The organism is Tsukamurella ocularis, assembly GCF_024807615.1.
Classification (GTDB): Bacteria; Actinomycetota; Actinomycetes; order Mycobacteriales; family Mycobacteriaceae; genus Tsukamurella; species Tsukamurella ocularis.
This window is the reverse complement of record NZ_JANUCJ010000003.1, coordinates 415,029-436,545: the sequence shown is the minus strand read 5'-3', so window position 1 is coordinate 436,545 and position 21,517 is coordinate 415,029. Positions and strand designations below refer to the sequence as shown.

The 21,517-nt window shown below is 71.5% G+C and carries 22 protein-coding genes; 12 read left to right on the top strand and 10 right to left on the bottom strand.

The features are described from left to right. Position 1: 1 nt before the first annotated feature. Genes sepH through HNP44_RS13490 form a run of 3 tightly spaced genes read right to left on the bottom strand, consistent with a single transcriptional unit; the run spans position 2 to position 3,053 of the window. A complete protein-coding gene (gene sepH / locus HNP44_RS13500) occupies positions 2–796 on the bottom strand; it encodes a septation protein SepH (protein WP_259140948.1) in 795 nt (264 codons plus the stop codon). A 25-nt stretch (positions 797–821) separates the two neighbouring features. Then, positions 822–1,946 (bottom strand): phosphoserine transaminase, encoded by a 1,125-nt coding sequence (gene serC / locus HNP44_RS13495; protein WP_259140947.1) that lies wholly within the window; start codon positions 1,944–1,946, stop codon positions 822–824. A gap of 3 nt (positions 1,947–1,949) precedes the next feature. Beyond that, entirely contained in the window at positions 1,950–3,053 is a 1,104-nt protein-coding gene (locus tag HNP44_RS13490) for a citrate synthase 2 (protein WP_259140946.1), read from the bottom strand. A 46-nt stretch (positions 3,054–3,099) separates the two neighbouring features. Here HNP44_RS13490 and pdxH point away from each other — a divergent pair, with 46 nt between their 5' ends. Next, positions 3,100–3,720 carry a pyridoxamine 5'-phosphate oxidase gene (pdxH, locus tag HNP44_RS13485; RefSeq protein WP_259141182.1) on the top strand — a complete coding sequence of 207 codons (621 nt, stop codon included), beginning with the start codon at positions 3,100–3,102 and terminating at the stop codon, positions 3,718–3,720. Here the strand turns inward: pdxH and HNP44_RS13480 are convergent. Continuing rightward, entirely contained in the window at positions 3,717–5,129 is a 1,413-nt protein-coding gene (locus HNP44_RS13480; RefSeq protein WP_259140945.1) for an amidohydrolase, read from the bottom strand. The genes pdxH and HNP44_RS13480 overlap by 4 nt on opposite strands. 64 nt (positions 5,130–5,193) lie before the next feature. Between HNP44_RS13480 and HNP44_RS13475 the strand changes: the two genes are divergently transcribed. Continuing rightward, positions 5,194–6,420: an MFS transporter gene (locus tag HNP44_RS13475; protein WP_259140944.1), complete on the top strand. Its 1,227-nt coding sequence runs from the start codon at positions 5,194–5,196 to the stop codon at positions 6,418–6,420. Positions 6,421–6,455: 35 nt separating this feature from the next. Continuing rightward, positions 6,456–7,124, top strand: a complete 669-nt coding sequence (locus tag HNP44_RS13470) for a DsbA family protein (RefSeq protein ID WP_259140943.1) — start codon at positions 6,456–6,458, stop codon at positions 7,122–7,124. A 41-nt stretch (positions 7,125–7,165) separates the two neighbouring features. Here the strand turns inward: HNP44_RS13470 and HNP44_RS13465 are convergent, their stop codons facing one another. After that, positions 7,166–8,080: an SDR family NAD(P)-dependent oxidoreductase gene (locus HNP44_RS13465; protein ID WP_259140942.1), complete on the bottom strand. Its 915-nt coding sequence runs from the start codon at positions 8,078–8,080 to the stop codon at positions 7,166–7,168. Between the two features lie 113 nt (positions 8,081–8,193). Here HNP44_RS13465 and HNP44_RS13460 point away from each other — a divergent pair, with 113 nt between their 5' ends. The 4 genes from HNP44_RS13460 (at position 8,194) to HNP44_RS13445 (ending at position 11,624) form a co-directional block, all read left to right on the top strand. Further along, entirely contained in the window at positions 8,194–8,856 is a 663-nt protein-coding gene (locus HNP44_RS13460) for a TetR family transcriptional regulator (RefSeq protein ID WP_259140941.1), read from the top strand. 89 nt (positions 8,857–8,945) lie between these two features. After that, positions 8,946–9,833 carry an aldose 1-epimerase family protein gene (locus tag HNP44_RS13455; RefSeq protein ID WP_259140940.1) on the top strand — a complete coding sequence of 296 codons (888 nt, stop codon included), beginning with the start codon at positions 8,946–8,948 and terminating at the stop codon, positions 9,831–9,833. A gap of 87 nt (positions 9,834–9,920) precedes the next feature. After that, complete coding sequence (locus tag HNP44_RS13450; protein ID WP_259140939.1) at positions 9,921–11,213, top strand: citrate synthase; 1,293 nt, start codon at positions 9,921–9,923, stop codon at positions 11,211–11,213. A 51-nt stretch (positions 11,214–11,264) separates the two neighbouring features. After that, positions 11,265–11,624 carry an FKBP-type peptidyl-prolyl cis-trans isomerase gene (locus HNP44_RS13445; protein ID WP_068574637.1) on the top strand — a complete coding sequence of 120 codons (360 nt, stop codon included), beginning with the start codon at positions 11,265–11,267 and terminating at the stop codon, positions 11,622–11,624. A 57-nt stretch (positions 11,625–11,681) separates the two neighbouring features. On the opposite strand, the gene HNP44_RS13440 is transcribed toward HNP44_RS13445, so the two are convergent. Together HNP44_RS13440 and HNP44_RS13435 are read right to left on the bottom strand one after the other, a co-directional pair. Further along, positions 11,682–12,110: a type II toxin-antitoxin system VapC family toxin gene (locus tag HNP44_RS13440; protein WP_259140936.1), complete on the bottom strand. Its 429-nt coding sequence runs from the start codon at positions 12,108–12,110 to the stop codon at positions 11,682–11,684. Next, a complete protein-coding gene (locus HNP44_RS13435; protein ID WP_259140935.1) occupies positions 12,107–12,355 on the bottom strand; it encodes a FitA-like ribbon-helix-helix domain-containing protein in 249 nt (82 codons plus the stop codon). Before HNP44_RS13435 ends, HNP44_RS13440 begins: the two co-directional genes overlap by 4 nt. Before the next feature lie 153 nt (positions 12,356–12,508). Between HNP44_RS13435 and HNP44_RS13430 the strand changes: the two genes are divergently transcribed. Continuing rightward, on the top strand, positions 12,509–14,149 hold the full coding sequence (locus HNP44_RS13430) for a hypothetical protein (protein ID WP_259140934.1): 1,641 nt from the start codon (positions 12,509–12,511) through the stop codon (positions 14,147–14,149). A 6-nt stretch (positions 14,150–14,155) separates the two neighbouring features. Here HNP44_RS13430 and HNP44_RS13425 read toward each other — a convergent pair whose 3' ends face one another. Next, the gene (locus tag HNP44_RS13425) at positions 14,156–14,956 is read right to left on the bottom strand and encodes a HugZ family pyridoxamine 5'-phosphate oxidase (RefSeq protein ID WP_259140933.1); all 801 of its coding nucleotides are present in this window, start codon (positions 14,954–14,956) and stop codon (positions 14,156–14,158) included. Positions 14,957–15,095: 139 nt separating this feature from the next. On the opposite strand from HNP44_RS13425, the gene HNP44_RS13420 reads away from it, so the two are divergent. Both HNP44_RS13420 and HNP44_RS13415 read left to right on the top strand, forming a co-directional pair. Then, the gene (locus tag HNP44_RS13420) at positions 15,096–16,292 is read left to right on the top strand and encodes an Nramp family divalent metal transporter (protein WP_259141181.1); all 1,197 of its coding nucleotides are present in this window, start codon (positions 15,096–15,098) and stop codon (positions 16,290–16,292) included. 116 nt (positions 16,293–16,408) lie between these two features. Continuing rightward, entirely contained in the window at positions 16,409–16,933 is a 525-nt protein-coding gene (locus HNP44_RS13415) for a DUF4333 domain-containing protein (protein WP_259140932.1), read from the top strand. Here HNP44_RS13415 and HNP44_RS13410 read toward each other — a convergent pair whose 3' ends face one another. Then, the gene (locus HNP44_RS13410) at positions 16,934–18,442 is read right to left on the bottom strand and encodes an acetyl-CoA carboxylase carboxyltransferase subunit alpha/beta (protein WP_259140931.1); all 1,509 of its coding nucleotides are present in this window, start codon (positions 18,440–18,442) and stop codon (positions 16,934–16,936) included. A gap of 66 nt (positions 18,443–18,508) precedes the next feature. Between HNP44_RS13410 and HNP44_RS13405 the strand changes: the two genes are divergently transcribed. Beyond that, entirely contained in the window at positions 18,509–19,318 is an 810-nt protein-coding gene (locus tag HNP44_RS13405) for an aldo/keto reductase (protein ID WP_259140930.1), read from the top strand. A gap of 330 nt (positions 19,319–19,648) precedes the next feature. Here the strand turns inward: HNP44_RS13405 and HNP44_RS13400 are convergent, their stop codons facing one another. Next, a complete protein-coding gene (locus HNP44_RS13400) occupies positions 19,649–20,758 on the bottom strand; it encodes an NAD(P)/FAD-dependent oxidoreductase (RefSeq protein ID WP_259140928.1) in 1,110 nt (369 codons plus the stop codon). Positions 20,759–20,781: 23 nt separating this feature from the next. On the opposite strand from HNP44_RS13400, the gene HNP44_RS13395 reads away from it, so the two are divergent. Further along, positions 20,782–21,516 carry an enoyl-CoA hydratase gene (locus tag HNP44_RS13395; RefSeq protein ID WP_259140927.1) on the top strand — a complete coding sequence of 245 codons (735 nt, stop codon included), beginning with the start codon at positions 20,782–20,784 and terminating at the stop codon, positions 21,514–21,516. Position 21,517: the final 1 nt, after the last annotated feature.

Genomic DNA, 21,517 nt, shown 5'->3' with positions numbered 1-21,517 from the left:
CCTACCCGTTCTTCCCGCCGCGGACGCCGAGGAGCACGTCCTCCCACGAGGGCATCTCCGGATGCCGGCGTCCGTGCTGGCCCGCCGCGGCCGCGGGGGCCTGGGCGGGACGACGCTCGGAACGCTCCTCGACGGTGCCCTCCACAACGGGGCCGGGGGCGACGGGGCCGGGCACCGCGCGCAGCGGCTCGTCGGAGGACCGGTCGATGCTTCGCAGGCCCTGCCGCGCGTCGGGATCGAGCAGCCCGCGGGCCGTTTCGTCGACGGGGCTGGCGGTGCCGCCGTGCGCGCCCGGCGCGTACCGGAAGTGCGCCTGGTTGCGCGACTTGCCGACGCTCCAGCTGATCGCGACCACCCAGCGGTTGTCGGCGCCCTTGAAGGCGTCCCACTCCGTGGTGTCGGCGTGGCCGCGCTCGGCGAGCGCGGAGCGGACCACCTCGGCGAGGGTGGCATGCATCGGGCCGTCGCCGCGCACGGGGTGCGCGAGCTGCGCCATCTCCGCCGCACGCGAACGCTCCAGCAGCACGGGACCCGCGAAGCGCTTGATCCGGTGGTTCGGGGCGCCCGTGAACTCCGCGATCTCCTCGATCGTGGCGCCGGCGCGGATGCGAGCCTGGATCTCCCGCGGGGAGAGGTCGGCGCCCAGCTCGAGCTCCGTCTGGGTGCCGCTTCCTAGTTCACCGCTCACGGCCGCCTTCAAGGTGTCGTCGATCGGCAGGCGGAAACGTCCCGCGGGGCCTTCGCAGACCACAGACGTCCCGTCGTCGTCCAGTCCCACAACCCGCAGTTCCTGCATGGTGCAAGGGTAGTTGTTCGATTCGCTACGCGTCGGCCGACACGCGCTCGACCACGAAATCGATGCACTTGGTCAAAGCGGTGACGTCCTCGGGATCGATCGCCGGGAACATGCCGATGCGGAGCTGGTTGCGACCCAGCTTGCGGTACGGCTCGGTGTCGACGATGCCGTTCGCGCGCAGCGTCTTGGCCACGGCGGCGGCGTCGATCGTGTCGTCGAAGTCGATGGTGCCGACGACCTGACTGCGCAGCGCGGGGTCGGCGACGAAGGGCGTCGCGAACTCGCTGGCCTCGGCCCACTGATAGAGACGGTCGCTCGAATCCTTGGTGCGGCCCACGGCCCAATCGAGGCCGCCGTTGCCGTTGATCCACTCGATCTGGTCCGCGAACAGCAGCAGCGTCGCCAGGGCGGGGGTGTTGTAGGTCTGGTTCTTGCTCGAGTTGTCCACCGCGATGGGCAGCGAGAGGAACTCGGGGGTGTAGCGGCCCGATGCCTTGATCTCCTCAACGCGCGCCAGGGCGGCGGGGCTCATGAGCGCGACCCAGAGGCCACCGTCGGCGGCGAAGCACTTCTGCGGCGCGAAGTAGTAGACGTCGGTGTCGGCGACGTTCACCGGCAGGCCGCCGGCGCCCGACGTGGCGTCGATCGCGATGAGCGCGTTCTCGCTGCCCGCGAGGCGGCTGACCGGCACCGCGACACCCGTCGAGGTCTCGTTGTGCGCCCAGCCGATGAGATCGACGGTGCCATCGGCGACCAGCTCGGGAGCCGAGCCCGGGTCGCTCGAGACGACGATCGGGTCGCCGATGAACGGGTTGCCCTTGGCGACCGAGGCGAACTTGTTGCTGAACTCGCCGTAGGTGAAGTGCTGGCTGCGCTCGCGGATCAGGCCGAAGGCCGCGGCATCCCAGAAGGCGGTGGTGCCGCCGTTACCGAGCACCACCTCGTAGCCCTCGGGGAGCGAGAAGAGATCCTTCAGGCCCTCGCGCACGCGGCCGACGACGTTCTTCACGGGAGCCTGGCGATGGCTGGTGCCGAACACCGAGGCGCCGGTATCGACGAGCGACTGCAGCTGCTCGGGGCGGACCTTGGACGGACCGCAGCCGAAGCGGCCGTCGACGGGCTTGAGCGCGGCGGGGATCTCGATCGTCATGCCCTAAATCCTAATGGTGTCCCACCCGGGCACGTCTTCGGGCTGCCGCGGGCCGTGCCCGGTGTACTGGGCGGACGGTCGGATCAGCTTGTTCGCGCGCTTCTGCTCGAGGATGTGCGCGCACCAGCCGGCGGTCCGCGCGCAGGTGAACATGGCGGGCATCATCCGCGGCGGAACGCCCGCGTAGTCGAGGATGACGGCCGCCCAGAACTCGACGTTCGTCGAGATCGCGCGGTCGGGCCGGCGCTCGGCGAACAGGGCGTTCGCCTCCCGCTCCAGCGCCGCGGCGGCCTCGTAGCGGGGCGCCTGCAGATCGCGCGCGACCGACCGCAGGACCCCGGCGCGGGGGTCTTCGGCGCGGTAGATGCGGTGGCCGAAGCCCATGATCTTCTCGCCCCGGTCCAGCCGCGTGGTGACCACGCCGCGGGGGTCGTCGGTGCGGACCACCTCGTCGAGCATCGGCAGCACGCGCGACGGTGCGCCGCCGTGCAGCGGCCCCGACAGTGCGCCGACCGCACCCGAGAGGGCGGTCGAGACGTCGGCCCCCGTCGACGCGATGACGCGCGCCGTCAGCGTCGACGTGTTGAGGCCGTGCTCCGCGGCCGCCACCCAGTAGGCGTCGATCGCGCGCACGTGATCGGGGTCGGGCTCGCCGTGCCAGCGGGTCATGAACCGGTGCGTGATCGTCGGCGACTGGTCGATGATCCGCTGCGGCACCGCCGGGCGCTCCAGGCCGCGGGCCGACTGGGCGACGAAGCTCAGCGTCATCACCGAGGCCCGAGCCAGGTTCTCGCGGGCGGTGGCGTCGTCGATGTCGAGCAGCGGCTCGAAGCCCCACAGTGGGCCCAGCATCGCGAGGCCGGCCTGCGCGTCGACGCGGACGTCGCCGCTGTGGATGGGCAGCGGGAAGGGCTCTGCCGCGGGCAGCGGGTTGCCGAACTCGCCGTCCACCAGCAGGCCCCACACCTGGCCGTAGGTGACCCGGTCGCGCACCAGGTCCGCCACGTCGACGCCGCGGTACCGCAGCACCCCGCCCTGCTTGTCCGGCTCCGCGATCTCCGTGGAGAACGCGACCACGCCTTCGAGCCCACCCGGAATCTCAGTCATGGTGTGCAGCCTAATGAGTAGTCTCGGCTTCGTGGACCTGACGGCGATGCGCGAGAAGTACGACGGCGACTCCTTCGACCTGCAGCCCGAGGACCTGGCGTCCGGGTGGGTGCCGCTGTGGCAGTCCTGGTTCGACGAGGCCGTCGCCGCGGGCGCGCCCGAGCCCAACGCGATGGTGCTCGCCACCGTCGACGAGACCGGGCTCCCGGCCACCCGCACCGTGCTGTGCAAGGGCCTCGACGAGCGCGGCGTGGTCTTCTACACCAACTACGGCTCCGACAAGGCGCGCGCCGTCGAGGCGAACCCCGTTGCCGCCGTGACCTTCCCGTGGATCGCGATCCACCGGCAGGTGCACGTGCGCGGCGCCGTCACCAAGGTGCTCCCGGAAGAGACCGCCGCCTACTGGGCCGAGCGACCGCGGGGCTCGCAGCTCGGCGCGTGGGCGTCGGACCAGTCCCGGCCGGTGGCCTCCCGCGCCGCGATGGCGGAGCGCTTCGCCGAGGTGGAGGCCCGGTTCGAGGGGCGGGACGTCCCGGTGCCGCCGGAGTGGGGCGGCTACCGGATCGCGCCGCAGGTCGTCGAGTTCTGGCAGGGCCGGGAGAACCGGGTGCACAACCGGGTGCGCCTCGTCGCGCCCGAGTACGCGCCGTTCCGCCTGCAGCCCTAGAGCTCTGTGTGGGTGATCCCGCCGGCCACCAGCGTGAGGTCGACGGGCATGGTGCGCAGGCGTTCCGGCGTCGGGTCGGCGCCGAGGGCCACCAGGTCGGCGGGCTCGCCGACCGCGATCCGGGACCGGGCGGACAGACGCAGCGCGGTCTCCACGTCGACGGCCTCCCACGGCTGCCACGGCGGGTCTCCGTCGCGGCTGCGGGTGACAGCCGCGGAGATCGCGAACCACGGGTCCAGCGGCGTGACCGGCGCGTCCGAACCGAAGACCACATCGACGCCCGCGGCCACGAGCGACCCGACGCGGAAGGCATCGCCCGCGCGGTCGCCCCAGAACCGCGCGACCAGGCCGCGGTCGTCGAGCATGTGCTCCGGCTGGATCGACGCCCTGATCCCGAGCGCCGCCATCCGGGCGAGGTCCGCCTCGCTGAGCAGCTGCGCATGCTCGATACGCCCGCGCACCCCGGCCTCGGCGAAGGCGTCCAGCGCGAGCGCGTTCGCGGCGTCGCCGATGGCGTGGATCGCGGGGGTCAGGCCCAGCGCTGCGCCGCGGCGCAGCAGCCCGACGAGGCGCTCGGGCGCGACCTCCAGCACGCCGCGGTCGGTCGTGCCGGGGTAGGGCGCGTGGCAGTACGCGGTGCGCGTGCCGAGGGAACCGTCGGTGATGACCTTGAGCGGGCCCACGCGGGCGAGCCCGTTGATCGGGGCGCCGGTGCCGGCTCCGCGGGCCTCGGCGGCCTCAAGGTGCTGCGGGTACACGCCCGCGTCGATCCGCACCGGCGGGGTGGGCCGTCGCTCCCAGGCGCCCACGGCATCGTCGAAATCCAGGTCGACGAGGCCGACGACGCCCCGCCGGCCCAGGCCGCCGAGGGCCTCGAGCACCCAGGCGTCGGCGCGGTCCGCGACCAGCGATTCGACGCGGGTCGCCGCCGCGAAGCTCGCCGCCTCGCGGAGCATCCCGGTCTCGTCGAGCTCGATGCCGAGGAGCCGGCCGAGCGCCGCGTTCGACCAGGAGCTGTGCAGGTCGGAGGAGATCACCATGACGGGCGCGTCGGGCGCGATCTCGTCGAGCAGCCGGCGCGACGGTGCGCCGCCCCACAGCCCGTCGCGCATGCCGGCGGCGACGACGGGCAGCCCCGGCTCCGCCGTGGGGAGCGCGGCGCGGACCAGCGCGGCGACCTCCTCCGGTCCGGCCGCGGACCGGACGTCGATGCGCCGCGTGGAGACGGCCCACGTGCGCACGTGGACGTGCTCGTCCCACAGGCCCGGGATCAGGCGGCGGCCGGCGAGGTCGAGCACGTCGCCCGCGGGTCGGGTGGTGCCGGTGGGGGAGAGCGCGGCGATGCGGCCCCCGGCGACGTCGACGTCCACGAGGGCGTCGCCGGCGATGCGTGCGCGCGCGAGCCTCATCGGCGCCACGGTAGCGGGTCCGCCGATGCGAGGGAGATCGTGAGGAAGTCGTAGGATCTTTCAGGTGCCGAGACTCCTGGCCGATACACGGCCGTTGCAGAACCCCGACTACCGGCGACTGTGGTGGACCGGGATCGTCACCGTCATCGGCGCGCAGCTCACCGCGGTCGCGGTGCCGGCGCAGATCTACGCGATCACCGGCTCATCGGCGTACGTCGGCCTGACCGGCGTCTTCGGCCTGGTCCCGCTGGTGATCTTCGGGCTGTGGGGCGGCGCGATCGCTGACGCGCTCGACCGCCGGCTGGTGATCATCGGCACCACGCTCGGACTCGCGGGCACCGCCCTGATGCTCGCGTTGCTGCCCGACAACGTCTGGCTGATCCTCGGCGCGTTCGCGCTGCAGCAGGCCTTCTTCGGCGTGAATCAGCCGACCCGGTCCGCGATCTACGCGCGCCTCGTGCCGCCGGAGCAGCTGCCCGCGGCCAATTCGCTCAACATGACCGTGATGCAGTTCGGCGCCATCGCCGGCCCGATGCTGGGCGCGCCGCTCATCCCGATCATCGGGGTGCACTGGCTGTACGCCCTCGACGCGGCCTCGCTGATGGTCACGCTCTGGGCAGTGTGGAAGCTGCCGTCGATCAAGGCGGAGGACAAGGGGCAGTCGCTGGGGCTGAGCTCCGTGATCGACGGTTTCCGGTACCTCGCGGGTCACAAGGTGCTGCTCATGAGCTTCGTCGTGGACATCATCGCGATGGTCTTCGGCATGCCGCGTGCCCTGTTCCCGCAGATCGCGCACGAGAACTTCGGCGACCCTATCGAGGGTGGCTGGGTCTTCGGCGCGCTGTTCGCCGCGATGTCGGTGGGCGCGGTGCTCGGCGGCGTGCTGTCGGGATGGACGTCGCGCGTCGCCCGGCAGGGGCTCGCCGTCATCGTGATGATCGTGCTGTGGGGCCTGGCGATCGGAGGGTTCGGCGTCGCGGCGCACTTCGGCTGGCTGTGGGCGGCGCTCGTCCTGCTCGCGCTCGGAGGCGCGGCCGACATGTTCTCCGCGGCCTTCCGCACCACGATGCTGCAGGAGGCCGCGACCGACGACGTCCGCGGGCGGCTGCAGGGTGTCTTCACCGTGGTCGTGGCCGGTGGGCCGCGCATCGGTGATGCGCTGCACGGAGCGGCCGCCGCCTCCGCCGGTGCGGCGATGGCCGCGGCCGGCGGAGGCGTGCTCGTCATCGTCTTCACCGTGCTCGCCGCGTTCGCCGTGCCCGCCTTCGTCCGGTATCGGGTCACGCGCTGATCCGTGTCACGCGGGACCGGCCGTATCCTCGCCGCATGAGGATGCACCGGGGGATCTCCGTCGTCGTGGCCGTGCTCGTCGCTCTGCTCGCCCTGTCCGGGTGCGCGCGCACCGTCGCGGGCACGGCGGTGGCGGCGCCGTCGGGCGGGGCGGGCGCGACGACCGGCTCGGACGAGGGCGCGGTCCGCATCGGCACCGGCGGACCGACGATCACCATCTACCTGGACTTCCTGTGCCCCGCCTGCAAGAACTTCGAGACGACGTACGGCACGGACATCACCGCCGCCGTCCGGGGCGGGCGGCTGACCGTCGAGTACCGGCCCGTGAGCTTCCTCGACCGGCAGTCCGCGAGCGGGGACTACTCCTCGCGGGCGCTGGCGGCGTTCCTCCAGGTCGGTCGGTCCGGCGGGACCGACGCGACCCTCGGCTTCCTCACGTCGATGTTCCTCTCGCAGCCCCAGGAGGGCGGCTCGAGCGACCTCACGAACGCCGAGATCGCGACCATTGCCGGCGCGTCCGGCACCGTCGACACCGCGGTGACGAAGATCCGCGACGGCGCTACCGGCATCGACGGCAAGGCCGTGGGGGCCGCGAACCTGAAGCTGCTCACCGCAGCGCGCGGCACCGGCACCCCGACGGTGCTGCACGACGGTGCGCAGGTCTCCCTCGCCGATTCCGCCTGGCTGCAGAAGATCGTCGGCTGATCGGAACATCGCGCCGGCCCGCAGGAAGGGGAATTGTGTGACTACACCGGGAAGGCGACGCCGGTGAGCTCCTCCGACACGGCCCACAGGCGACGCTGCAGGTCCAGGTCGTAGGACTGCTCACTCGACGCCACGACCTTCGGGGCGCCGCGACGCTCGCCGAGGCCGTCGGGGCCGTAGTACTGGCCGCCGAGTGCGCCGGGATCGGTGGCGGCCCGGAGCTGGGGGAGCGCGCCGTGCTGCGCGTCGTGCGAGAACAGGGGCGCCACGACCTGGGCCTTCTGCAGGACCGCCGGGAGGTTGCGGACCAGCTCGGTATCCGCGATGCCGGGGTGGGCGGCCAGCGCGACGGTACCGCGCTCGGCACCGCGGGCCTCGAGGCGGCGCTGCAGCTCGTAGTGGAACAGCAGATTCGACAGCTTCGACTGCCCGTAGGCGGCGACCCGGTCGTAGGAGCGCTCCCACTGCAGGTCGTCGAAGTGGATGGCCGCGCGGATCCGGTGCGCGATGCTGGCGACGGTCACCACGCGCGAACCGGGCACGTCCAGCAGCAGGTCGAGCACCTGCGCGGACCACGCGAAGTGGCCCAGGTGGTTGGTGCCGAACTGCAGCTCGAAGCCGTCGGTGGTGGTCTGCTTCGGCGGGTACATGACGCCCGCGTTGTTGATCAGCAGGTCGACCTTCGGGGTGCTCTCGCGCAGCTCCGCGGCGGCCTCGCGCACCGAGGCGAGCGAACCGAGGTCGAGGCGCTGGACGCGGACGGTCGCGCCCGGGGCGGCGGCGGTGATCCGCCGGGCGGCATCAGCGCCCTTGTCGGTATTGCGGACGGCGAGGACGACCTCGGCCCCCTTCTGGGCGAGCGCCCGGGCGGTCTCGAAGCCGAGCCCGGTGTTCGCGCCGGTGACGACGGCGACGCGTCCGGCCTGGGTGGGTACGTCCTTCTCGGTCCAGCTCATGGCTACTCCTCGGTGGTCATCGGCGGTTAAGAGACCGCCGGTCTGTTGAATGTCTCCACGGTAAAAGAACACCGTTCTGGTGTCAATAGACCGCCGGTCTGTAAAATCGGTCCGTGGGATTCCAACGGGCGCGCAGCGCGGAGCAGCGGCAGGAGCGGCGCGAGACGATCATGGCCGCGGCGGCGGGCATGCTCTGCGAGATGCCGGTCGCGGCCCTCACGCTGAGCGAGCTCAGCCGCCGCGTCGGCCTCGCCAAATCGAACGTGCTGCGCTACTTCGAGTCCCGCGAGGAGGTCCTGCTCGAGGTGCTCATGCGTTCGGCGACCGCCTGCATCGCCGAGCTCGACGAGGCCTGGATCGCCGAAGCGCGCGGCGACGCACCCCTCACTGAGCGGATCGAGGCGTTCGCGGCCGTCTACGCCCGCGTCGCGGCCGCGCACCCCGACCTGCTCGACCTCGTCTCCGCGCAGGCCTCCGTGCTCGAGCGCAATGTCTCCACCGACGCGATCGTGCGTTTCAAGCGCGCCGCTCTCTCCGGGCTGGACACCCTGGCCGCCGTCCTCACCCGCGCGATCCCCGAACTGGGGGACGACGCTCCCGCAGTGGGCTCCCTGGTGCTCACCCTGTCCGGCGCGGTCTATGCGCAGGCAGAGCAGTCGCGGCTGTGCGAGTCGGCCTACCAGGTGGACCCGGCCCTCGCGATCTTCCGCGTCGAGCTCGTGCCAGCGCTGCAGTCCGCCGTCGCGACCGTGATCGCCGGGACGCTCGCCCGCTGAGGCCCCTTCGGCGTTGCAGTGGGTTGCAACCGGCGGTCGACGGTCGGACGCCGCTCGCCGCACCCGTCCCCGCCCGTACTATTGCGCCCATGTCGGTGCAACCCGGGTTCACGATCGCCGCCGGAGGCTATGTCGCTGAGATCGCGCGGACCGGCGCGGGCCTGCGCGGCCTCCGCCGCGACGGCGTGGCCCTCACCGAGGAGTGGCCGCTCGGCGAGAAGCCGCCGCTGTCCGCGGGGCTCGTGCTCGCGCCCTGGCCCGGCCGCACCGAGGACGGCATCTACACCTGGGACGGCGAGGTCTTCCGCCTTGCGATCACCAGTGACGTCACCGGTACCGCCGACCACGGCCTCGTGCGCCGCGTCGACTGGGACGACGTGGAGATCGCCGGCGACGCGGTGACGCTCGTCCTCGACGTCGGCCGCCACCCCGGCTGGCCCTTCGACCTGCATCTGCGGATCCGCTACAGCGTCGCAGAGAGCGGCCTGACCTGCGCCTTCGAGGCTCGCAACGACGGCGAGGCAGACCTGCCGCTCGCCGTCGGCTTCCACACCTACCTGCGCGTCGGGGACGACCCCGTCGACGCCTGCACCCTCGAGCTCGGTGCGGGGCGCTGGCAGCCCCTCGACGGGCGCCTGCTGCCCGACGGTCCGCCGCGCACCGTCGACGGGACGGACTACGACTACCGCGCCCCGCGCGCCCTCGATGGTGTGCAGATCGACATTCCCTTCACCGACGTGGCGCGGACCACCGTGTTGTGCGGACCGTCGGGGGAGGCGACGCTGTGGACGGCACCGTCATTGCCGTGGGCCCAGGTGTTCATCGCCGACCCGGTGGGCGGCAAGGGATACCCCGGCCGGGGCCGGGCCCTCGCGGTGGAGCCGATGTCGGCCCCGGGCAACGCCCTCCACACGGGAACCGATGTGATCCGGCTGGCTCCCGGCGCCCGATGGGGCACCGAATGGGGCATTCGGTGACGGCCCGATTTCCTCGCGGAACCGCGATACCGCTAGGTTCTAGCCAGGTAGCTTTTATCCGCCGACCACAGCGAGGGGATACGAACATTGTCCACTGATGACAACACCGCGAACGCTACGGTCGCCTATCCCGGCGGCCAGATCGAGCTGCCGATCGTCAAGGCGACCGAGGGTGCAGACGGCATCGCTCTCGGCAAGTTCCTCGCGCAGTCGGGCTACAGCACCTTCGACAACGGCTTCGTCAACACGGCCTCGTGCAAGTCCGCGATCACCTACATCGACGGCAACCAGGGCATCCTGCGCTACCGCGGCTACCCGATCGAGCAGCTCGCGGAGAAGTCGACGTTCATCGAGGTCAGCTACCTGCTGATCCACGGTGAACTGCCGACTCCGGAGCAGCTCGCCGAGTTCACCGCGAAGATCCAGCGGCACACCCTGCTGCACGAGGACCTCAAGCTGTTCTTCAACGGCTTCCCCCGCAATGCGCACCCGATGCCCGTCGTCTCCTCGGCGGTCAACGCCCTCTCGGCCTACTACCCGGACTCGCTGGACCACAACGATCCGGCGCAGGTCGAGCTCTCGACCATCCGCTTGCTCGCCAAGTTCCCGACGATCTGTGCGTACGCCTACAAGAAGTCGGTCGGCCAGCCCTTCCTCTACCCGGACAATTCGCTGTCGCTGGTGGAGAACTTCCTGCGCATGACCTTCGGTTTCCCCGCCGAGCCCTACGAGGTCGACCCGGAGCTCGTCAAGGCCCTCGACATGCTGCTCATCCTGCACGCCGACCACGAGCAGAACTGCTCCACGTCGACCGTGCGCCTGGTCGGCTCGTCGAACGCCAACCTGTTCACGTCGATCTCGGGCGGCATCAACGCCCTGTGGGGCCCGCTGCACGGCGGCGCGAACCAGGCCGTCCTCGAGATGCTCGACGACATCAAGGCCTCCGGTGGCGACACCACGGCCTTCATGAACAAGGTCAAGAACAAGGAAGACGGCGTGAAGCTCATGGGCTTCGGGCACCGCGTCTACAAGAACTACGACCCGCGTGCGGCGATCGTGAAGCAGACCGCGGACCGCATCTTCGAGCTGCTCGGCGTATCCGACGAGCTGCTCGACATCGCCAAGGGCCTGGAGGACGTCGCTCTCCACGACGACTACTTCATCGAGCGCAAGCTCTACCCGAACGTGGACTTCTACACCGGCCTGATCTACCGCGCGATGGGCTTCCCGACGCGCATGTTCACGGTGCTGTTCGCGCTCGGCCGGCTTCCCGGCTGGATCGCCCACTGGCGTGAGATGCACGAGGACCCGACCACCAAGATCGGCCGTCCTCAGCAGATCTACACGGGCTCGACCGCCCGTGACTACCCCGGCGCGTAGATGCCGCCCATCCGGCGCGACAACCTGCACCGCCTGATCAAAGGAGTCTCTATGACCAAGCCCGAGATCGAGTTCATCGAGGGCCCCGCGCCCACCGAGCTCGTCATCAAGGACATCGTCGTGGGCGACGGCGCCGAGGCCCAGCCCGGCAGCGTCGTCGACGTCCACTACTTGGGTGTCGAGTTCGAGTCCGGCGAGGAGTTCGACTCCTCATGGAGCCGCGGCGAGTCCATCAACTTCCCGCTGCGCAGCCTCATCGCCGGTTGGCAGGAGGGCATTCCGGGCATGAAGGTCGGCGGCCGTCGCCAGCTGATCTGCCCGCCCGCCCTGGCCTACGGCCCCGCCGGCGGCGGCCACCGCCTGTCGGGCAAGACGCTCGTGTTCGTGATCGATCTGCTGGGCGTCAAGTAGTCGAAGCCTGCTGAGGGCCCCGTACCGTCGTCCGACGGTGCGGGGCCCTTGCGTTTCTCACGCCCCGGTTGGGCCCGGGGTCCAGGGGTCGACGAGGCGGAGGCCGAGGCCGTCGAAGTCCTTGGTGTTGCGCGTGGCCAGGCCGGCCCCCGTCTGCCGGGCGATCGCCGCGATCATCGCGTCCTGCACGCTGATCGGCCGGCCCGCAGCCCTGCGGATCTCGAGCACCGCTGCGTACTCCGCGGCACTGCTGTGATCGAAGGGGAGGGCCTCGGGGAACGAGGCGAACGCCCGGTCGGCGGCGTCGCGGAGCGCGGTCCGGCGGTTCCCGCGGGGGAGGAGTGCGATGCCGGAGAGGATCTCGGCACGCGTGATCGACGTGACCGTGGATTGCTCAGCGACTCCGCTCAACCATCGCTCGACTCTCCGCTCGGTGTTCTCGCCCTGCATGAGAGCGGTGAGCACGTTCGTGTCGAGGATGATCACAGTTCGTCGAAAGTCTTGAAGGGCTCCACTTCGCGCGGCGGAATGGGTAGCTCGATGGGGCCGTACTTCTGGCCGATCTCGATGAACGCCTCCACCCAGCTCAAGTCGACGGCGCCGGGTTCCGTCAACGAATCCTCCAGGATCATGCGTGCCTCCGCCTCCATCGACCTGCCGTTGTGCGCCGCCCGGACCCGCAGCCGGTCCTTCACGTGATCGGGGAGGTTGCGGATCGTCAGCGTCGCCATGACAGCAATGCTAGCAATGCTGTCATCGCTATCGGTCTCGAATCGGTCCCGATCCTGTCCCGACGATGGCGCGGGGGTCGCCGGGCCGATAAGAATGGGTGGATATCGCCGCGATTCGCGCCGGCGAGCGGGGGCGGAGGACAGATGAACAGGGTGAGGGTCTCAGCTGCGGCGGTCGCGGTGCTCTCGGTGGCGGGGCTCGTCGCGGGATGCGGCAAGGACTCCTCGAACGCGGACTCTCCGGTCGCGTTCAGCCCGGTCACGGGCGATCAGTACACGTCGAACCCGGGGGCCTTCCAGACCGACGGCGTCGTGGTGCCGCCCAAGGACGTGATCATGGTCGGCGACCCGATTCCCGCGCAGGCCGCGGTGAACGCGGGCCTGCCGCAGGGCACCATCACCTCCACCAGCAACAACACGACTGTGTACTACCCGCCGGCGCCGGCGGTGCCGGGCCTCGTCGTGGCGCCGCAGCCCGCGCCACCCGCGCCGATGTCGCGGCCCGCGAACACGCGTCCCTGGCAGTACACGCAATCGCAGATCGACGCGTACCGGTCCATCTGCGAGACGGGCCGCTGGGGCTCGTGGATCGCCGGGATCGAACAGCAGACGCAGACCTGCTGGACGTTGTACGGCCGCCAGCTGGGCGTGCGTCCGTGGACCCCGGACCAGCCGCGCCCGTGGCTCCGTCCCGGCTACCCGAGTCCCTGGTTCGACCCGGGCTTCCGCGCCGACGTCCCCGTGATCTGGGTCTACCCGCGCAGCTGGACCCGTCCGCGGCCGCAGCCGATCATCTCCGTGTCCATCACGATCAACATCGTCAGCAACCCGTACCGCCGGGTCCCGCCGCGCTTCACCGACCCGTTCTACCCGGTCTGGGCGGTCACGCCCGGCCGCGTCGTCGACGTGCGCGACCAGGGCCGCATCGTCGCGCCGGTGTACACCGTCACCACGACGAGCACTACCACGACCACCGTGACCGCGCCCGTCGCGCCCGGCGTGGTGCTCGCGCCCCTGCCGACCTCGGCGAAGGTCGCGCCCATCGTCGCGCTCCCCGGCCAGGCCGTCCCCGGCAACGTGAACACCGACGCCGCGGTCACCGTGCCGGTGGCCGCCGCGCTTCAGGGCGCCACCGTGCAGGCTGGCAGTCGCTCGGCCGTCGAGGACGCGATCGGGACCAGCGTCGCCGTCGCCGTCGCGAGCCCGACCCCCACGACCGCCACCACCACGACGACCGCAACGGGCGGTGCGACCGCAGGCACGCCGGGCGGCACCACCGCCGCGCCGTCGCCGGGGGCCGCCGTGCCCTCGGGTGCGCCGACTTCCGAAGCCGTTCAGCCGTCGACGGTGCCGTCGCCCGGCGCGCCGACCTCGGCCGCGCCGACGGTCGCCCCGGGTGTGGCCCCGCCGACGGGTGGCCCCGCCCCGACCACGGCCGCCCCTGCGCCGCAGACGACGGCCCCGGGGCCAGCGGTCATCGTCGCGCCGGCTCCGACGACGGTGGCTCCCGCGCCGCAGACGACTGTCGCACCTCCGCCCGTCACGACGCAGCCGCCCGTCACGACGCGGCCGCCCGTCACCACGCAGGCGCCGGTGGTCACGCCGCCGCCGACGACGCAGGCTCCGGTCATCACGCCGCCGAAGATCGTCACCACCACACTCGCGCCGGTGCCGACCACGACCGTCGCCCCGAAGCCTGTCGCGCCGAAGCCGGTGGCGCCCAAGCCGGTCGTACCCGAGCCGACGGTCGCGAAGCCGGTCCCGACCACCACCACGCCGGCCCCGGCGAACTGACGCCGGCTACTTTCCGGCGGCCAGCCGAGCCAGGGCGACGGTGGCCTTCCGCAGCTCGGCGGGCGCGTCCAGCGGGGCGAGGTAGCCGACCCGGGTGACGGCCCAGCCGCGCGGGGTGTCCACGTGGATGTCGAGGCCGTAGCGATCGGCGCGCTCGCAGCGTGCCGCGGTGGCGTCGGGGTAGCCGCCCAGCTGCCGGGCCATGTCGAGCAGGGCCGGGGCGTGGTCGTCGTTGAGGTGGCGCACGGCGCTCGCGGCGTGCGGGGTCACCGGATCCGGTTCCGCGGCGGCGTAATCCGCGCGGGTTGCCGAATCCATCCGCCCGTAGCCACCCACCCAGCGCACCCGTTCCACCTCGAGCACCCACACGGTGAAGTCGCTGTAGTCGATGTAGTACTTCGCCGCGGGCACGGCGGCCAGATGCGCCTCCCGGGCCGCTGCGAGCTGCTCGGCCTCAGGGCGGTGGACGGTGCCCGCCAGGGTGATCCGCGCGTTCGCCAGGGGATCCGACGAGGCGTCGGGTGCCACGATCGAGACGCTCGCGCGGGGATCGCGCGCCAGGTTGCGACCATGCTCGGCCATGTGCGAAACGCACAGGACCGGGTCGCCGCCGAGCAGCCCGTACGTGATGAGGGAGGCCCACGGTCCACCGTCGGCGGAGAGACTGCCCAGGGTCGCCGTGTTGGTGACCGAGGCGACCGTGCGCGCCTCCTCGGCGGCGGAGGGGCGCCGCGGCTCGGCGACGTCCACCAGGGGCGGGGCGATGGTGGGGGCGTCGCCGGGGTCGCCGTGGTCGCGGGCAGTCATGGGAGCAAGCCTAGGACGTGGCCGGCCCCGGCACGCGGTACCGAAGGTTTCGGTTGCCCGAAACTCTATATTCGCTTAACCTACTATCGTGCTCACCGATACCGTCGCGCCGACGAAGCGGCCTCCTCTTCGCGCGCTGATGCTGCTCGGCCCCGCCTTCGTCGCCGCGATCGCCTACGTCGACCCGGGCAACGTCGCCGCGAACGTCACCGCGGGCGCGAAGTACGGCTACCTGCTGGTCTGGGTGCTGGTGCTGGCGAACGTCATGGCCGTGATGATCCAGTACCAATCCGCCAAACTCGGCGTCGTCACCGGCCGCTCGCTGCCGCAGGTCCTGGGGGAGCGGCTGCCGCGTCGGTCGCGCCTCGCGTTCTGGGGCCAGGCCGAGTTGGTCGCCGCGGCCACCGACATCGCCGAGGTGATCGGCGGCGCGCTCGCGCTGAACCTGCTCTTCGGGGTGCCGCTGGTGTGGGGTGGGCTCATCGTCGGTGTGATCTCGACACTCCTGCTCACCCTCGCCGACGGCCGCCGCCAGTACCGGTTCGAGCTGGTGATCATCGGCATGCTCGCGATCATCGTGGTCGGCTTCGTCGCGGGATTGATCGCCGCGCCGCCCGACGGTGCCGCCTTCCTCGGCGGGCTCGTCCCTCGCCTCCAGGGCACAGAGACGGTGCTGCTCGCCGCGTCGATGCTCGGTGCGACCGTCATGCCGCACGCGATCTACCTGCACTCCGCGCTCGTCGTCGATCGGCACGGGACGCCCCCGGCCGAGGGCGCTGTCGAGCGGGCGCGCCGGCTGCTCAGGGTGACCCGGGTCGACGTGGTGCTGGCCCTGATCATCGCCGGCGCTGTGAACATCGCACTGCTCGTGCTTGCCGCGTCGAGCCTGTACGGCGTCGAGGGCACCGACTCCATCGAGGGTGCGCACGCCGCCGTCCGAGACGCACTCGGGCCGGTCGTCGCCGGACTGTTCGCCGTCGGCCTGCTCGCCTCGGGCCTCGCCTCGACGTCGGTCGGCAGCTACGCCGGTGGGACGATCATGGCGGGCCTGCTGCATAAGCGGATTCCCGTCGTGGTCCGCCGGTTGATCACGATGATCCCGGCGATCGGTGTGCTCGCGATGGGCGTGCCCCCCACGGAGGCGCTGATCATCTCGCAAGTGGTGCTGAGCTTCGGCATTCCGTTCGCGCTACTGCCGCTGCGCCGTTACACCGCCGACCGCGCACTCATGGGAGAGTTCGCCGACCGGGCGCCCCTGCGCTGGGCGTCCGCCGCCGCGGGCGCGCTGATCGTCGCCCTCAACGTCGCGCTGATCTACCTCACCGTCGCCGGCTGAGCCGCACTTCGCCGTGACACGGATCACGTTTCTGTTGAGATCGCAATTGTACCGTGATTCAATAAACGCAATTCACGCGTCGTGAAGACGGAGTTTAGTAACGGAAACGAGTCGCGATGGGACTGCGGGCGGTGGCGGTCGTCGTCGGCGGTGCCGGCGTCGCGATCGCCGCGTGCTGGACCATGCTGTCGCCCACCGAGGTCGCGCAGGACCAGGTCGAAAGCGGCACCCTCGCGCAGGTGGCGGCGGCGCCGTCGGACAACCTGCGCTGCGACGGCGGCCTCACGGCCGAGGTGGGAGCGGCGCAGTCGTGCGTCCTCACCCGCGGCGGCGAGACGTTCGCGGTGCAGCTGCGCGTCACCGACGTCGACGGTGACCGGGTGCGCTGGGACTCGACCGTCGCCGGTGTGCCCGAGTCGGGCCGGCGAGTGGCCGTCGGCGAGCTCGAGCAGCGCACCCGTGAGGTGCTCGCGCGGCAACGCCCCGTCGACTCAGTGACCTGTGCGGGGGCGCTCGCCGGCACCGTCGGGGCGCGGCAGAGCTGCGCGATGACCGCGAGTGGTCATCGGCACGACGTGGTCGTGACGGTGACCACCGTCGACCCCGCCCGCGTGCAGTGGGGCGTGACGGTCGGGAACTGATCAGCGGCCACCCAGGAAGCGGTAGCGGTCCAGCCGCCGGCTGATCCGGATGGAATCGGGGATGAGCGAGAGCTCCGCGAGGGCGTCGCTCACCGCGAGGCCCACTCGGCGGGAGAACTCCGTCGGCTCGTCCGCCGCGTTCGGCCGCTCCGGGATCACCCGGTCGACGATGCCGTCCGCCAGCAGGTCGGCCGCGCGGATCCGCTGCCGGTCGGCCATCTCCGCGGCGTGGTCGGCGTCGCGGTACACCACCGCACTCGCGCCCTCCGGCGGCAACGGCGCGAGCCACGCGTGCTGCGCGCACAGCACCCGGTCGGCGGGCAGCATCGCGAGTGCGCCGCCGCCCGTGCCCTGCCCGAGGAGGACGGACACCGTCGGGACCTTGAGAGTGACCAGATCGGAAAGGCAGCGCGCCACCTGGCTGGCGAGTCCGCCCTCCTCGGCCTCGGGGGAGAGTGCCGCGCCCCAGGTGTCGATGACGAGGACCAGTGGCAGGTTCAGCTCAGCGGCCAGCCGCATCCCGCGCCGGGCCGCGCGGAGCGCCGCCGGACCGAGCAGCGGGGGAGCGGCACCGTCGGCGCGCGTGGTGTCCTGTCCGACGACGACGCACGGATAGCCCTGCACCCGGGCGAGTGAGAGCAGCAGCGTGTGGTCGGTCTCGCCCTCGCCGGTGCCCGAGAGCGGCAGCCGGTCCGTGGCGGAGTGCCGGAGGAAGGCGCGCACGCCGGGACGGCCAGGCTCACGGCTGATTCGCACCGAGTCCCAGGCGGCGGTGCCGTCGTCCGCGGCGTCGAGTTCCTCGCGGACGCCGAGGTGCGGGGCCAGCGGGTCGGCGTCCTGCGCGCCTGCGAGCACTCGGAGCGTGCGGTGCGCGAGCAGTCGGACGAAGCGGATCGGCACCACGCCGTCGATGAGGCCACGCTCGAAGAGGTGCTCGGCGGTCTGCACCCCGTCCGGGAAGGGCTCGCCGTGTAGCGCCTCGTAGACACGCGGACCGAGGAAGCCGATGCGGGCGCCGGGCTCCGCGATGGTCACGTGCCCCAGCGACCCCCACGAGGCGAAGACCCCGCCCATCGTGGGATCGCGCAGGTAAACGAGGTAGGGGAGGCCCGACTGCTTGTGCAGCGTGACGGCCGCGGAGATCTTCACCATCTGCAGGAAGGCGATGGTGCCCTCCTGCATCCGCGTGCCGCCCGACGTGGGCGTCGCCAGCAGCGGTAGGCGCAGCGCGGTCGCGCGCTCGACGGCGGTGACGATCCGCTCGGCCGCGGCGACGCCGATGGAACCGCCGAGGAACGCGAAGTCGCACGCGATGAGCGCGACCCGCTGGCCGCGGATCCGGCCCTCGCCGGTGATGACGGCCTCGTCGTGGTGCGAACGCTCCCGCGCGCGGTGCAGCGCGGCGGCGTACTCCGCGTCCGGCGCGACATCCGGCAGCGGGCCGTCCCAGCTGGTGAAGGTGCCGCGGTCGAGGATCGCATCGATGAGGTCCTGCGCGGTGATCGCCATGGATTCGAGGTTACTGGGAACATGCGGGCCGTCGGCCGCGTTGTTGGGACCATGACCGTACCGAACGTGAAGCTCAATAACGGAACCTCGATCCCCCAGCTCGGCTTCGGCGTCTGGCAGGTGCCGGACGACGGTGCGCACGACGCCGTCGCGGAGGCACTGCGGGTCGGCTATCGCAGCATCGACACGGCCAAGGTCTACGAGAACGAGGCCGGCACAGGCCGCGCGATCGCCGAGAGCGGCCTTGCCCGTGACGAGGTCTTCCTCACCACCAAGCTGTGGAACTCGGACCAGGGTTTCGACGAGACCTTGCGCGCCTTCGACGCCTCGCTCGAGCGCCTCGGCACCGACTACGTCGACCTCTACCTCATCCACTGGCCCGTCCCGGAGTATGACCGCTACGTCGACACGTTCAAGGCCTTCCAGCAGATCCGTGACTCCGGCCGTGCGAAGGCGATTGGCGTCAGCAACTTCACCATCGAGGCGTTGCGCCGCGTGATCGACGAGACCGGCGAGACCCCGGCGATCAATCAGATCGAGCTGCACCCGGGCCTGCCGCAGGACGAGCTGCGCGCCTTCCATGCCGAGCACGGCATCGCCACCGAGGCATGGTCGCCGCTGGGCCAGGGCGAGTCGCTCACGGACGCCGCCGTCGTCGAGGTCGCGGCCGCCCACGGCGTGACTCCCGCGCAAGCCATCCTGCGCTGGCACCTGCAGCTCGGCAACGTCGTGATCCCCAAGTCGGTCACGCCCGCCCGCATCGCCGAGAACTTCGACGTCTTCGGCTTCGCGCTGTCCGACGACGAGGTCGCCCGCATCAGCGCCCTGCCCGGCAAGCGCATCGGCCCCGACCCGGCCTCGTTCAACCTGCGCTGATCCGCCGGTCCGGCCCCGGGCTCCGCACGCCGCGGTTCCCGGGGTTCAACGGTGCCCTGCGGCTGACTCTCGGATTGTGTCCGGCGCTCACACTTTTTCGAAGGGTTCTGCGACGAATCCGACGCCGAACGTCGCAGAACCCTTCGAAAGATGATGCGCGGCGGCCTTGTCCATCCCGGACACAATCGGAGAGCCGCCCGCACACCAACCCTTGGTCTCCCAACGCACACGCGAGACCACGGCCCGCGACCACGAACGAACGAGGGACGGGTGGAGGAGACGCCGTCGAGCGCATCGGACGACCCGAGCCGCTGGGCGAGGCGAGGACGTCTAAGCGAGCGGAGTCTCCCCCACCCGTCCCGGTCCGGACCCGCCGGACCCGCCAACAACCTCGGCGATCGCTCGCGCCGCCTCCCGCCCCGCGCGGTTCGCTCCGATCGTCGACGCGGACGGCCCGTAGCCCAGCAGGTGCAGCCGGGGCTCGCCGGCGACCTCGGTCGCGAGCCGGCCGGTCATGACGATGCCGCCGCCGGGGGAGCGCAGGTTCAACGGCGCCAGGTGGTCCATCGAGTAGCGGAAGCCGGTGCACCACAGGATCACGTCGGCGGGCACGAGCGTTCCGTCGGCGAGCAGCGGACCGTCGGGCGAGAGGGACGCGAACATCGGGTGCCGGACCAGTACCCCGGCCTCGATGCCGCGCCGCATGGCGTCGGTCATCGGCAGGCCGGTCACCGAGACCACGGAGCCGGGCGGGAGGCCGGCCCGCACCCGCTCCTCGACGCGAGCCACGGCGCGCCGTCCCTTGTCGGGGTCGAAGGGGGTGCTGTCCCACTGCACCTCGCGGCGGGTGAACCACGCGGTCTCCGCGACCTCGGCGATCTCCAGCAGCAGCTGCACCGCGGTGATCCCGGCGCCGATCACCGCGACCCGCTTCCCGGCGAAGGGCTCGGCGGTGCGGTAGTCGTGCGCGTGCAGTTGGGTCCCGCGGAACGACGGTGCGCCCGCCACCGTCGGCCAGAACGGCCGGTCCCATGTGCCGGTGCAGTTGATGACCGCGGCGGTCCGGTACTCGAAGGGGCCCTCGGCGCCGTGCCCGGCCACGAGGAAGCCCTCGTCGCAGCGCGCGACCGAGGCGACATGGGCGGGGCGGTGGACGTCGATCCCGAACTTTCGCTCGTACTCGCCGAAGTACCGCGCGACGCCGGTGGCCGCCGGAATGTCGTCGCATTCGGAGCCCAGCGCGTCCTGCAGGCCCCAGCCCGGCAGATCGTGGACGTGATTCGCGGAGCGGAGCGTCAGTGAGGGCCAGCGCTGCCGCCACGCGCCGCCCGGACCGGCGTTGTGGTCCAGCACGATTGGATTCTCGATACCGAACCTGGGGAGGTAGTAGGCGGCCGAGAGACCCGCCTGGCCAGCACCGACCACAACGACATCCTTCACCCACGTAGCGTAGATTGCGGGCCATGATTGGTTACACGCTGGAGGAGAAGGTCGCCGTCATCGAGTTCCAGCGCCCGGAAGCGCGGAACGCTCTCAACCCCGAGCTCCTGGAGGGACTGGAGGCGGCGTTCGACCGCGCGGAGGCCGACGGGGTCTTCGTCATCGTGCTCACGGGGCAGGGCACCGTGTTCTCCGCGGGGGCGGATCTGCGCTCGGGCGCGGTGCTGGACAAGAACTTCATGGAGCGGGTCATCCGCTTCTACCGCCGGGTCGAATCGATGAAGCAGATCCTGGTCGCTGCGGTCAACGGGCCGGCCGTGGGAGCGGGCGTGCAGATGGCGATGCTGGCGGACCTGCGCGTGCTGGATCCCAGCGCGACGATCGCGATCCCCGCCGCCAAGCTCGGCGTCACCATCGACAAGTGGACGCTGCGCCGCCTCGAGGACCTCATCGGCGGCGGCCACGCCCGGGGCGTGCTCATGGCCGCGCAGAAGATCGGTGCCGAGAAGCTCGCCGACCTGGGCTTCGCCAACGCGATCGGCGACCGTGAGGCCGCGCTCGATTTCGCCCGCGGCATCGCGAAGCTCGCCCCGCTGTCGCTGCAGAACTACAAGGCGCTGTTCAAGACGGACGTCGCGCTGGAACCGGCCACCGAGCAGGAGGTCGAACGGTTGCACGCGGTGTGGGACTCCGAGGACCTCAAGGAGGCCATCATGGCCCGGATCGAGAAGCGCGAGCCGCGCTTTCAGGGCCGCTGAT

Excerpts from the sequence above, each read along its gene's own strand:
- sepH (WP_259140948.1), bottom strand. The coding sequence starts at position 796 with ATGCAGGAACTGCGGGTTGTGGGACTGGACGACGACGGGACGTCTGTG.
- serC (WP_259140947.1), bottom strand. The coding sequence starts at position 1,946 with ATGACGATCGAGATCCCCGCCGCGCTCAAGCCCGTCGACGGCCGCTTC.
- HNP44_RS13490 (WP_259140946.1), bottom strand. The coding sequence starts at position 3,053 with ATGACTGAGATTCCGGGTGGGCTCGAAGGCGTGGTCGCGTTCTCCACG.
- pdxH (WP_259141182.1), top strand. The coding sequence starts at position 3,100 with ATGCGCGAGAAGTACGACGGCGACTCCTTCGACCTGCAGCCCGAGGAC.
- HNP44_RS13480 (WP_259140945.1), bottom strand. The coding sequence starts at position 5,129 with ATGAGGCTCGCGCGCGCACGCATCGCCGGCGACGCCCTCGTGGACGTC.
- HNP44_RS13470 (WP_259140943.1), top strand. The coding sequence starts at position 6,456 with ATGAGGATGCACCGGGGGATCTCCGTCGTCGTGGCCGTGCTCGTCGCT.
- HNP44_RS13465 (WP_259140942.1), bottom strand. The coding sequence starts at position 8,080 with ATGAGCTGGACCGAGAAGGACGTACCCACCCAGGCCGGACGCGTCGCC.
- HNP44_RS13455 (WP_259140940.1), top strand. The coding sequence starts at position 8,946 with ATGTCGGTGCAACCCGGGTTCACGATCGCCGCCGGAGGCTATGTCGCT.
- HNP44_RS13445 (WP_068574637.1), top strand. The coding sequence starts at position 11,265 with ATGACCAAGCCCGAGATCGAGTTCATCGAGGGCCCCGCGCCCACCGAG.
- HNP44_RS13435 (WP_259140935.1), bottom strand. The coding sequence starts at position 12,355 with ATGGCGACGCTGACGATCCGCAACCTCCCCGATCACGTGAAGGACCGG.
- HNP44_RS13425 (WP_259140933.1), bottom strand. The coding sequence starts at position 14,956 with ATGACTGCCCGCGACCACGGCGACCCCGGCGACGCCCCCACCATCGCC.
- HNP44_RS13420 (WP_259141181.1), top strand. The coding sequence starts at position 15,096 with ATGCTGCTCGGCCCCGCCTTCGTCGCCGCGATCGCCTACGTCGACCCG.
- HNP44_RS13415 (WP_259140932.1), top strand. The coding sequence starts at position 16,409 with ATGGGACTGCGGGCGGTGGCGGTCGTCGTCGGCGGTGCCGGCGTCGCG.
- HNP44_RS13410 (WP_259140931.1), bottom strand. The coding sequence starts at position 18,442 with ATGGCGATCACCGCGCAGGACCTCATCGATGCGATCCTCGACCGCGGC.
- HNP44_RS13395 (WP_259140927.1), top strand. The coding sequence starts at position 20,782 with ATGATTGGTTACACGCTGGAGGAGAAGGTCGCCGTCATCGAGTTCCAG.